The organism is Rhodonellum psychrophilum GCM71 = DSM 17998, assembly GCF_000381545.1.
Classification (GTDB): Bacteria; Bacteroidota; Bacteroidia; order Cytophagales; family Cyclobacteriaceae; genus Rhodonellum; species Rhodonellum psychrophilum.
In genome coordinates this window covers 349,304-361,852 of the sequence record NZ_KB906673.1, presented here as the reverse complement: position 1 = coordinate 361,852, position 12,549 = coordinate 349,304, and the positions used below count along the sequence as shown (strand labels likewise).

Here is a 12,549-nt window from a genome sequence, read left to right as displayed (position 1 = left end):
TAAAAACCCTGATTTTTTGTACAATCTTCACCACTGTACCACAGCCCCATTTTTACGATAAACCTTTTTTTTAAGCCGATTAAAGGCATCTTTAATCAAAATATTCAAACACCTCATCGCCAATTTTTAAGGCTGATCGAACACTTTGACTTCTTTGGATTTCATGCAAGATGAGTGCCATCCAAAACTCGAAATCATCTCAATATAAGATAAATTCAATAAAATAAATGAAATCGGTTGTAATTTGATTTAATATTAGTCAAGTTTAGGTTTCAAAAATGGAATCTGTGCTGTTTAAACCCGTTTTATGCATTACGAACTCAATTCAAGAATGTAATTCACCGATAATCAATTTGACTATTTTTGACTTCATCCAATTGGTGTCAGGAATTATTCTCCGAATAGTCTGATTTTCTTTCGGTTTAATTCCAATTTGGAAACCTTTTGCATATTTCGGGTTAGAACCATTCAGATCCATGAATTACTTTGAATGTGAGGAATACCACATTCAGAAATCAATTGATTATTTCAGTAGCCAAGTTTTGAAAAAAAGATAAAAGGGAGATCGGGTTTCAGCCTTGAATCCGTGAATCCTTGTTCGGTATATATTAGGGTTTATTGTTGATTACTGGAGTTCCTTCTGGGAACTTCCGGTTTTATTCCTGCCGATTACAGGATGTTTCCAATTCTCCATTTTTATCGTTTTGAAGCTAAATTGACGCATTTCGGACTTTAATCAACTTCTGAAAATTAGAATATGATCTTTAAATCGCGTTTTGGACCGGAACGCGACAATCTGTGCTTGAAGTTTAAAATGGCCCACCGGAAAATCTTTGTTTCAGATGATGTAACCAAAATAATCCTGCCGGCACTCCCAAATTAATCAAATCCATACAAACCCAATCCAGTATCCATGAAATCATTCAGTACAACAATCCTTGCCTTACTTTTTGGAATTTTGCCATTGGCTTCGGTTTTTTCTCAGTCGGATAATCCCCGTTTTGTATCCGAAAGTGCTGCCCTCAACCGCTTTCCCCTCGTCAATGAGGTGGCCTCCCCTATCGTTTTTGATGGGACGGATGAAGGAGTGTTGATGGCCGTCAAGAATTTGCAAGAAGATATCCAATCCGTGAGTGGAAAAATGCCAGGTTTGCTGACAAAAATGGATGGCCAAAACAATATTGTCCTCATCGGGCAATTGGGTGAAAGCGAATGGATTGATCAATTGGTTCTCCAAGGGCAAATCAATATTTCTTCTTTGGCCAATAAATGGGAGACTTTTCAGATCCAGACTATACAAAATCCATTTCCAGGTATCAACCAAGCGCTAGTAATCGTGGGAAGTGACAAGCGAGGGACAATTTTTGGCATTTATGAACTGTCCAAACAAATCGGCGTGTCCCCATGGAATTGGTGGGCCGATGTACCTGTCAAAAACAAGAAAGCGATTTTTATCAATCATGGATTGTATTCCAAAGGAACCCCGGCGGTCAAATACAGAGGTATTTTCATCAATGATGAAGCACCCGCTTTATCAGGATGGGCACATGAGAAATTTGGGGGTTTCAATCATCAATTTTACGGAAATGTTTTTGAACTCATCCTGAGGTTGCACGGGAATTACCTTTGGCCAGCCATGTGGGGCAGGGCATTTTATGATGATGACCCATTGAATGGGCCATTGGCCGACCAATACGGAATCGTCATCGGCACTTCACATCACGAGCCCATGATGCGGGCCCATGCCGAATGGTCGCGGTATGGAAAAGGCGATTGGAATTATCAATCGAACAAAGAGACTTTGCAGGAATTTTGGAAAACGGGCTTGGAACGCCAAAGAAACATGGAAGCCACGGTTTCTTTGGGGATGCGAGGAGATGGGGACGAGCCGATGAGTGAGGAAAACAACATTGCGCTTCTGGAAAAAATCATCGAAGACCAGAGAAAAATCATTGAGGACGTCACGGGAAAACCAGCCTCGGAGACGCCACAGTTTTGGGCTTTGTACAAAGAAGTACAGGAATATTACGAAAAAGGCATGCGCGTTCCGGACGATGTCATGCTCCTGCTTTGTGATGACAACTGGGGCAATGTCCGAAAACTACCGGCAATCGGGGCAAAACCCAGAAAAGGTGGATACGGCATGTACTACCACTTTGACTATGTAGGCGGCCCTCGAAATTATAAATGGATCAATACCAATCCATTGCCGAAGATTTGGGAGCAAATGAACCGCACGTATCAACATGGTGTGGATGAACTTTGGGTGGTCAATGTTGGCGATATCAAACCCATGGAATTTCCGATATCCTTCTTCTTGGATTTTGCCTGGAATCCCGATGCCATACCTGTTTCGGCCATTGCGGATTATACCCATAACTGGGCTGAGGCACAATTTGGTGCTCAGTATGCTGCTGAAATCGGGACTTTATTATCGGGTTTTGGGAAATTGAGTGGAAGGAGAAAGCCTGAGCTTTTGGATCAAAAATCCTACAGTATTCATTTCTACGATGAAATGACTTCCGTTTCCAAAGAATGGAAAGCTCTTGAAGAATTGAGTGCTTTGGTCAAATCTAAACTGGATGCCAAGTACCTCCCGGCATACTACCAACTGGTGGAACATCCCATCATCGCCTCGGCCAATCTCCATCGTCTCTATGAAAGTACAGCTTTGAATCATCTTTATTTTCTTCAAGGCCGAATGCTGACCAACACAATGGCAGCCGATGTCAAAGCATATTTTAAGAAGGATTCATTGATTTCTGATTTCTATAACAATATCCTACTTGATGGCAAATGGTCCCACATGATGGATCAGACCCATATCGGTTATACCTACTGGCAAGAGCCAAAGAAGAATGCAATGCCGGAACTCAAAAATCTCAAAATGTCTTCCCCAGGAAATTTAGGTGTGGCCATCTCCGAGAGCACAAGCTTTTTTCCAGAGACAAAACAATTGAAATCCGTAGAATTGTCTCCCTTTGATGTCCAGAAAGTAAAATTGGAGCTTTTCAACAGAGGGGGGAAACCGATGGATTTCAAAATAATGAATCAAACCAAGTGGCTAAAAACAACAGTTGAATCAGGTCTAGTGGAAACCCAGATAGAAATCCTGATCGAAGTCGACTGGACTTTGGCCCCAAAAGGCAGGCAAATCAGCGAAATTGAGATTGTGAGCGGGAAAGATAAAGTGAAGGTTCAAATTCCAATGAATAACTATACCATTGACGAATCCTTCAAGGGTTTTATTGAATCATTTGGCGTGGTTTCCATTGAGGCAGATCACTTTACAACCAAACATGAAGTCAATCCAGTGAGATGGCAAGTGGTCCCAGACCTTGGCAAAACAGGAAATTCCATCATGGCCACTCCGGAAATTGCATTCACGGAGTCCGATTCATTACAGGGAAGTTTTTTGACCTACGATGTCTGGTTTGAAGAAGCAGGGGAATATGAAGTCAATGTATTGGCCAGTCCAACCTTGAATTACCTGAACACGGAAGAAGGGATCCGGTATGGCTTGGCGGTAAATGAAAATGAACCCATTCTGGTGTCTATCCATGAAAATGAAAATGCGCGTACCTGGGACACTTGGGTGGCCAACAGCATCAACATCACCAAAAGAAAGATGAAATTTGAGAAAGGACCCAATCAGCTCAAGTTGTATATGGTCAATCCCGGAGTGGTTTTTCAGAAATTAATCATTGATGCAGGTGGACTGCAGCAGAGTTATTTGGGGCCAAAGGAGAGCTTTTATAAATTTTGAGCTTGAGTACCCAATATTGCCTGTATTCCAATAATCCTAAATTGGACCTGATGCATAAAAGGTGCAGCTTGATTGGTTCTCCTGTACTGAATAAATTAATGAAATCGATTGCATTTTGAATTTATTTTCATGAGGTTTAAAGCGTATTTTATGGATGGGCAAATTGTACAAATAACCCTCAGGATACATATTGATTAAAATCAACCCAAAATGACCCTCTTCAAACAATTCTTTATTCTTTTTTTTATCCTGGTAATGGGGCAGGTCAACAGGAGCCATGCCGAAATCCGTCTGCCTTTTTTGATCAGTGATGGAATGGTCCTACAAAGGAATACCGCGATCAATGTCTGGGGCTGGAGTGACACTGGAGAGGAAATTCAAATTGAATTCAATGCTGCAAAGTTAACTGGGAGCACTGGGGAAAATGGACAGTGGGAATTTTCACTTCCAGCCATGAAAGCCGGAGGACCCTATCAGATGCGCATTTCCAGCAAAACTGAGCACATAGAAATCAATGATATCTGGGTTGGCGATGTGTACCTATTTTCCGGCCAATCGAATATGGAAACGACGATGGAAAGGGTGTCTCCGATGTTTCCGGATGAATTTACCAACATTTCCAATGCCAATATCCGGTATTTTGATGTGCCCGATGCGTACAGCTTTACCGAAGTCAAATCTAATCTCAAAGGTGGTAAATGGCTGGTGTTGAATCAAGAGAACATCCGGTCATTTGCTGCGGTCTCTTATTTTTTTGCAAAGAACCTCAATGAAAAGTACGATGTCCCCATTGGGATGGTGAATGCGAGTGTCGGCGGTTCACCGATCCAATCATGGCTTAGGGAGGAGGATTTGAAGCAATTCCCAAAAGATTATGCAGAAGCTTTGCATTTTCAGACCCGAGGTGTCATTGAGGAAATTGAGAAAACCGATCAGGAGAAAATGAATTTCTGGAGGAATGAATTGAGCGCCAAAGATCTCGGGTTGAAAGACCCAAATCTCCCCTGGTATTCCATGGATTTTGAACCAAAAGACTGGGAATTGATGGAGAAGGTTGACTTTTGGCCCTTGGAAAATAACAGACCCGTGAATGGCGTTTTTTGGTTCAGAAAGGAAATCACCTTGGATTTTGATCCTTCAACAGGCGCGACGCACCCACTTCTGCTGGGCACTTTGGTCGATAGTGATCAGGCCTATGTAAATGGCGTACTGGTCGGAAGTACAGGGTACCGATATCCTCCAAGAAGGTATTCGATTCCTGAAGGAATATTGAAAAAAGGAAAGAATACTTTGGTCATTAGGATCGTGAATGAAAGTGGAAGGGGTGGATTTACTGCCGAGAAACCTTACCAACTGAAAATTGACGACCAAGTAATTGATCTGAGTACATCCTGGCAGTACAAAATCGGAGCAAAAATGCCACAATCGCCAAGTCAGACCGCGGTCCGTTTTAAGCCAATGGGATTGTACAATGCGATGATTGCACCATTGCACAAGCTTTCATTGAAAGGGATTCTCTGGTACCAAGGGGAATCCAATGCTGGCCAAGCCACCATTTATGAACAGCAAATGGCATCACTGATTCATGGATGGAGGGAAGAATGGGCGAGACCGGAACTTCCATTTCTGTTTGTGCAACTGCCAAACTTCATGGAAGTCGTCGATCAACCCCAAGAAAGTGACTGGGCGGAAATGAGAGAAATCCAAAGAAAAACGCTGAAAATCCCCCATACAGGCATGGCCATCACCATAGATGTTGGCGAGGCAAATGACATTCACCCATTGGACAAAAAAAGTGTGGGTGATCGGCTGGCTTTGCAAGCGCAAGAGATAATATATGGTGAGCAATCCGGACCGTTTTCGGGGCCACTTTTGGAAAATCTGAACGTTAAAAGAAATCGATTGATCCTCAAATTTTCTGAAACGGGAGCTGGATTGACAACTTCTGATGGGAAAACCTTGACTGGTTTTGCCATCGCGGATGAACTTGGGGCGTTTACCTGGATTGATGCAATTCACAAAAAGGACAAGGTAATAATCAAAATCAAAGGGGCAAAGAACCCGACTAAGCTCCGGTACGCATGGGCAAATAATCCCCAATGGGCCAATTTGATCAATTCCATAGGATTACCAGCTTCCCCCTTTGAAGTCACATTGAAATAGTCCTGCGATTCGTCCATTTGGTTTGACCCGTATTATGCATTGCGAACTCAATTCAAGATTGTAATTCATTTTTAACCAATCCAAGGCTGGAATAAAATTAATAATGCAGGACAGAGACTCAATACTTCACTCACACAGAGATCTCTATTTAGGCCAAGTTATTTCCACAAATATTTATTCCTCAAAGTCTATTTTTTATAAGGAGGAATATCAAATCATGATCAGAAGCAATGTATTGTGATGGGTCAAACCTTTTGATTCTATCGATGGTAAGGGTTCAAAAATTCGGATAGTCAGGATTCATTTTTTTGGTATTCAGCCATCTCTTCATTCGCTTGAAACAACAGGAAAACACCTAATCGACAACAAAAAACAAAGCATTTAAAACACTTTTAAAATGCTGATTCCTCCTTTTTATACTTTCAATTATTTGTCCAACAGTAAATTCTATTAGCAGATAGGATGATTGGGCAATTATTATTTTTCTGGAGTGGCTTTTTAAGGTTGAAATGATAGGCAATTGCTTTATCTGAGGAAATAAAAACAATAAAACTTTTAATTATTAACATTGTAAAACACTGAAAATCAACGTGTTCATCTAAGCGAAATGCTGATTTTTCATAATTTTAATCAAAAACCTTTCCTAATCGCTTTCAGGGTGCTTTTTCATGGTTTTTTGCGGTTTAAATAAGCGCAATGAGTATTTTAAATCGTTGATTTTCAATTATTTAACACTTAGGATAGAATTCTTTTTTTTCGCTATACTTTTTATATTTGATTCTGTCAATTTTCACAAAACCCAAAATAAAATGTTCCTTCAATCTATTTCATTCTTTACGACAAAAGCGCCTCGCTTGAGAGGAATTTCTTCCCTTGGAAAAAAGGGGATTTTGAAAAGCTTTTGTGAGAGTTACACACCAAGTCCCCTTATCACTATTCCTCTGGCATCAACATCTCTGTTGTCCAGAATCTGAATGCAATGTTTTTCAATGGGGGTGATATTCATCCCCCATCGAATCCTCTCTATAAAATAACTGACCATAAAATTTGAGGGGATAGCCTTTCCATATAGCTGAATTGCTATCAGCATTTACAAAAAATTATACGCTAATATAAAACACAACCCAAAACCTAAATCAATGGCCAACAAAAAAATGAATACGAGCTAACAGAAATCTTGAAGGGAGAAATTCTTCCTACAAAGGTGGTCTCAATAGTATTCTTTGGAAAGATGAAGATCACTCAATCTATCAAACCTACAATTAACAATTACCAAAACTATATGGATATACAATTACTAAGGCGATTCTTTTTCCTATCAAGAAACGTTGCGTATGTTCTGGTGGCACAGCTGATATTTGCTCCTGTTTCACTCGTTCACGCAAGAGATGCCAAAGGAATGGACACGGCTGAATTTCAAAATTCCGCCGTGGCAAGTTCGAGGTCTGTACTTGGTGAACTTAGCCAAGATGCTAAGTTGTCTGTTACTCCCTTAAAGAGTGAATCAAAAAATACACAAAAGGAAAGTTTGAATCTTTCCACTGTCAGTGAGCAATTGGCTTCAAAAAACAAATTTGAATTCAATGCAAATGCCCCAAAGAAATCTTCTGGGACCGAAAACTTACCGGAAAATGCTGATGCAGCCCTGGCTCAGATTACTGGAACCGTAACTGACGGAAAGGATGGCTTGCCCATACCCGGTGTTACTGTTTTGGTAAAGGGCACCACAAGAGGAGTCGCGACAGACATACAGGGTCAGTTTAGGTTGAATGCTGAACCCGGAGAGGTTTTGATTTTTACTTACATAGGATTCAAGTCCCAAGAAATTCAGGTAAGTGCAAGCAGGACCGCTTATAATGTTGTCTTGAATGAAGACGAAACTTCAATGGACGAGGTCGTGATCATTGGATATGGTGAGCAAAGAAGAGAAACCCTAATCGGTGCTGTTTCCCAAACCAATAGCCAAACCCTGCAGCGAACCGGTGGTGTTTCCAACTTGGGTGCAGCTTTGACCGGAAACCTACCTGGATTGATCACAACTTCTAGCTCCGGTATGCCAGGAGACGAAACGCCTCAGATTTTTATCAGGGGCCAAAATAGCTGGAATGGCAATTCTCCCCTCATTCTAGTTGACGGCGTGGAAAGGCCTGAGTTCTTCAACCAAATGGATGTGGGATCAGTGGAATCGATTTCCGTCCTGAAAGATGCCTCGGCTACAGCGGTTTTTGGTTCAAGAGGCGCAAATGGGGTAATCATCGTCACTACAAAAAGAGGCAAGGAAGGCAAAGCCGAAATCCTTGTTCGGGTAAATGCAACCGTAAAAGCCCCATCAAAGTTGCCCGGCAAAATGGATGCCTATGATGCCATTGGCATCAGAAACCAAGCCATCGAAAGAGAGCTTTCGGTAAGCCCTCAAGCCTGGTCTCAGATGATTCCTGAGGGAATCAGAGAGAAATACAGAAACCCGGCAAACCTGGAGGAATCTGAAAGATACCCGAATATTGATTGGCAGGAGTATCTTTTCAAAGACTATGCAATGGCCTACAATGCCAATGTCTCCATCACTGGAGGTACTAAGCTGACCAAATATTTCACTTCTTTTGATTTTCAGAATGAAGGAGATTTGTTCAAACAAATTGAGAATGACAGAGGGTATTCTCCCGGGTATAATTTCAACAGGCTCAATTTTAGAAACAATTTAGATTTTCAGCTTACCTCTACTACCAACCTAAAAATCAACATGGGAGGGATTTACGGAGTAAGGAAAACTCCGTGGCAAGGTGGCGATGACGCGAATTTTTGGCGGGCGGCTTATAGAAATCCTCCGGATGCTTTTGTTCCTCGATATGACAATGGCCTTTGGGGATATTACCCGCTGGACGATTATGGTGCCATCAATTCCGCGAGGGTTCTCGCTATCGGTGGTATAGAAAACATCACCACAACCAGTCTTTCGACAAATCTAGTGCTTGAACAGGATTTGAAGATGATCGTGAAGGGTTTGAATTTCCGCGGTACGATCGCAGTGGACAATACATTCACTGAAGTAGGAAGAGGTGTCAATGATTTATTCAACAACACCGAACAAATGTGGATTGATCCGGTAACGGGAAGGGTGAATTTTAAGAACAACTTTGACAACAGCAATTTTGATTTCTTCCAACCGATAGCCTGGACCACCCAAGGGGGAACATTTGATCAAGGTCAAAGGGGTACGCAACGAAGATTATTTTATCAGCTTCAACTCAATTACAACACCACCATTGCCGATGATCACAATTTGAATTTGATGGGCTTGTTCAGCAGACAGGAAGATGCGATTGGAAATATCATACCAAGTTATAGGGAAGATTGGGTATTTAGGACGGTTTATGACTACAAGAGAAAATATCTTGTGGAGTACAATGGTGCCTACAACGGATCGGAAAAATTCGGTATTGATTACAGGTTCGCCTTCTTTTCATCAGGAGGTTTAGGCTGGGTAATCTCAGAAGAAAATTTCATGAAGAGAATATCCGCCGTGGATTTCCTAAAAGTAACGGCTTCTTATGGCCAGGTAGGGGATGACAATATCGGCAGCAGATTTCTATACATGAATCAATGGGCTTTTGGGGGAAGCTCAAGACTTGCCAACATCGGATGGCGCGGCGATAACAGTCAGTATACATGGTACAGAGAACAAGTGATTGGAAATCCAAGTGTAAGGTGGGAAACCGTCTACAAGTACAACTTTAAAACAGAATTCAGTCTTTTTGATGGACTGCTTGACGGTAGTTTTGATGTATTTAAAGATGATAGGGTTGACATCCTCATGGCAGGAGACCGTTCTATTCCAAGTTATTTTGGTGCTAATGCCCCAGCGGCCAACTTGGGAAGAGTAACGACAACCGGATATGAAATACAACTTGGGTTCAATAAAATTCTTAGAAACGGGATTAGAGTTTGGGCTGATTTGGCAGTCACAAGGGCAGTGGACGTGGTCATCAACAGAGATGATCCTGAGTTTTTGGTGGATTACCAAAAGCAAGCTGGTTTCCAATTGGGACAATATCGGTCTCACCTAGATCAGGGGTACTATAACTCGTGGGATGAGCTGTATGCCAGCACAACCCACAACACCAACAATGGAAGCAAATTACCGGGAGGCTACCATATTTCAGATTTTAATGGGGATGGTGTCATTGACGCTTTTGATTCTGCTCCTTATGGTTTTTCCGGAGTTCCTCAAAACACATTCAATTCAAATATAGGCATGGAATGGAGGGGACTTTCATTTTTCGTCCAGCTATATGGGGTCAACAATGTAACAAGAGATGTTCCCTTTACCAATCTTGATGGTCAGAGAAATTTGGTCTACGAAGAGGGGACTTATTGGTCAAAAGACAACCCCAACGCCGATACCCCATTGCCAAGCTGGTTGACGCCTACCTCCTATTATTATGGTACAAGATACCTGTATGATGGGTCATATCTAAGGCTCAAGAACGCTGAAATTGCCTATACCCTAAGACCTGAGAAAGCAAGCAAGCTTGGTTTAGGTGGATTGAGAATGTTTCTAAACGGAAACAACCTGTTGGTTTGGAGTAAAATGCCTGATGACCGAGAATCAAATTTTGGTGTAGGTGCTTCATTCGAAGGTGGTTACCCAATGGTGCGGCGTATTAATTTGGGACTAACAATGACATTTTAAATTGATCTAAAATGAAAAAATTCAATCATATAAAAACAAAACTATCACGCATTTTCTCAATCTGTTTGGTTTTTGCGATAGGTTCTTCCTGTGAAGATTACTTGGAAAGGACACCTGGGTCTGTGGTTTCCGAAGAAATTGCTTTTTTGAATTTCCAAAACTTTCAGGGTTTCACTGAAGAGTTGTACCAATGCGTTCCCAATTTCACTACGACTTATTGGACGAGTTCATGGAATTGGGGAGAAGACGAAATGGTGTCGGCAGCCGGCAATTTCCATGTCACTTTTATGTTTGACAGGGGTAATTTTTGGGCTTGGCAAGCTGAGCACAGTGGCCATGGAGGGCAGTCTAGCTGGATGGATAAAAACATGACCGATACCGGAGACAATCCACGCAATAAGGGATTGTGGCCATTGGCTTGGTATGGGATCAGAAAAGCCAATTTAGGTTTGGCGAATCTTGAAAGAATGACCGAAGCCACTCAAGAAGAACGAGATTTGATCGAAGGTCAATTGCTTTTCTTTAGAGGCTGGTTTCACTTTATGCTGATCCAATATGTGGGAGGCTTGCCTTACATTGACAGGGTGCTTCCCGGCGATCAGGTGTTAAGAGAGCCAAGACTTTCCTATCATGAAAGTGCCGAGAAAGCAGCTGCGGATTTCAGAAGAGCCGCGGATTTATTGCCCATGAATTGGGACAACACAGTAGCAGGCAGAAGGACATTGGGGAGAAATGAATTGAGGATAAACAAGGCCATGGCGCTCGCTTATCTGGGAAAGAATCTGCTTTATGCGGGAAGTCCCTTGATGAATTTTGAATCCACTGGAAGTAAAACCTACAACGCTACGTACTGCCAAAGATCTGCGGAAGCCTTTGGAGAACTCCTTGCTTTGGTGGAGGGCGGCCAAACACAGTTTTCCTTGGTGCCTTTTGAGCGATGGAATAGTAATTTCTACACCCTTGGACAAAATTGGGCGCTTTCTGGAAGCACAGAGGCTATTTTCAGGTCCTTGTACTGGTCTGGGGATCAATCCAACTTCGGGATTACCAAACAATATTTCCCATCCATCATCGTGGATGGTGATGCGACCAAGTTTGTCCCCACTGCCAATTATGTAAACCAAAATTTTGGGATGGCGAATGGGCATCCACTTCCAAATAATATTTCTAATGCTGACTCGGAATCCGGATATGATCCTGAATATCCTTTCAAAGGAAGAGATCCTAGGTTTTACAGCAGTATTGTATTTGATGGTGTTCAGGTAGTGCAGGGCTCGATGCCACCAAATCAAGAAGACAACCGCCATGCAAATCTTTTTACAGGGGGTACTTACAGAGGTGCGGTTTCCGGTAGCCCTACGGGTTATGTCAACCGTAAATTTGTTCCACTTCAGGCCAATGCATATGACAATGCTTTTGCTTTCGGAGCGGCTTTGCACCTGAATGTCCCCTATTTGAGATTGGCGGATGTTTATCTGATGTATGCTGAGGCGGCTTTAATGGGACAAAACAATGTCGCAGGCAAATCCTCCAATTTTGAAAAAACAGCAGTGGATGCAGTCAATGCGATTAGAACCAGAGCAGGCATGCCCAATGTCTTAGAAAAATTCCAAACCTCTGTTCCCGTATTTTTAAACGAGGTCAGGAGGGAAAGGGCTGTTGAACTGGCCTTCGAAAGACATCGATTCAATGATTTGAGAAGGTGGTTGTTGCTAATTGAAAGACCATACACCCTGAAAACGTCTTTGGAATTCACAAGGGCTCCTGAGTCAGATCTGGATGGAGATCCTACAAATATGAGGGTGCTCAATTTACGGGAAGAGGTGCTTTTGGAAAGGCCTTTGGCAGAAAGACATTACTGGTTGCCCTTGAAGATTTCTGATGTGACTTTGTACCCTGAATTCAAACAGAATCCGGGTTGGTAATTTTT

5 protein-coding genes are annotated in these 12,549 nt (G+C 42.1%); 4 read left to right on the top strand and 1 reads right to left on the bottom strand.

Going from position 1 to position 12,549, the window contains the following annotated elements; all coding sequences use genetic code 11:
* The first annotated feature begins 913 nt into the window (after positions 1–913).
* Both F824_RS0101755 and F824_RS0101750 read left to right on the top strand, forming a co-directional pair.
* A complete protein-coding gene (locus F824_RS0101755; protein WP_019596124.1) occupies positions 914–3,766 on the top strand; it encodes a glycosyl hydrolase 115 family protein in 2,853 nt (950 codons plus the stop codon).
* A gap of 210 nt (positions 3,767–3,976) precedes the next feature.
* Positions 3,977–5,929, top strand: a complete 1,953-nt coding sequence (locus F824_RS0101750) for a sialate O-acetylesterase (RefSeq protein ID WP_019596123.1) — start codon at positions 3,977–3,979, stop codon at positions 5,927–5,929.
* A 910-nt stretch (positions 5,930–6,839) separates the two neighbouring features.
* Here the strand turns inward: F824_RS0101750 and F824_RS0101745 are convergent.
* A complete protein-coding gene (locus tag F824_RS0101745) occupies positions 6,840–7,019 on the bottom strand; it encodes a hypothetical protein (protein WP_019596122.1) in 180 nt (59 codons plus the stop codon).
* 192 nt (positions 7,020–7,211) lie between these two features.
* On the opposite strand from F824_RS0101745, the gene F824_RS0101740 reads away from it, so the two are divergent.
* Entirely contained in the window at positions 7,212–10,619 is a 3,408-nt protein-coding gene (locus F824_RS0101740) for a SusC/RagA family TonB-linked outer membrane protein (RefSeq protein ID WP_051107534.1), read from the top strand.
* 11 nt (positions 10,620–10,630) lie between these two features.
* A complete protein-coding gene (locus F824_RS0101735) occupies positions 10,631–12,544 on the top strand; it encodes a RagB/SusD family nutrient uptake outer membrane protein (protein ID WP_019596120.1) in 1,914 nt (637 codons plus the stop codon).
* The last annotated feature ends 5 nt before the right edge of the window (positions 12,545–12,549 follow it).

What these genes read in the sequence shown, in the direction of transcription:
- F824_RS0101755 (WP_019596124.1), top strand. Translation starts at nt 914, where the DNA reads ATGAAATCATTCAGTACAACAATCCTTGCCTTACTTTTTGGAATTTTG.
- F824_RS0101750 (WP_019596123.1), top strand. Translation starts at nt 3,977, where the DNA reads ATGACCCTCTTCAAACAATTCTTTATTCTTTTTTTTATCCTGGTAATG.
- F824_RS0101745 (WP_019596122.1), bottom strand. Translation starts at nt 7,019, where the DNA reads ATGCTGATAGCAATTCAGCTATATGGAAAGGCTATCCCCTCAAATTTT.
- F824_RS0101740 (WP_051107534.1), top strand. Translation starts at nt 7,212, where the DNA reads ATGGATATACAATTACTAAGGCGATTCTTTTTCCTATCAAGAAACGTT.
- F824_RS0101735 (WP_019596120.1), top strand. Translation starts at nt 10,631, where the DNA reads ATGAAAAAATTCAATCATATAAAAACAAAACTATCACGCATTTTCTCA.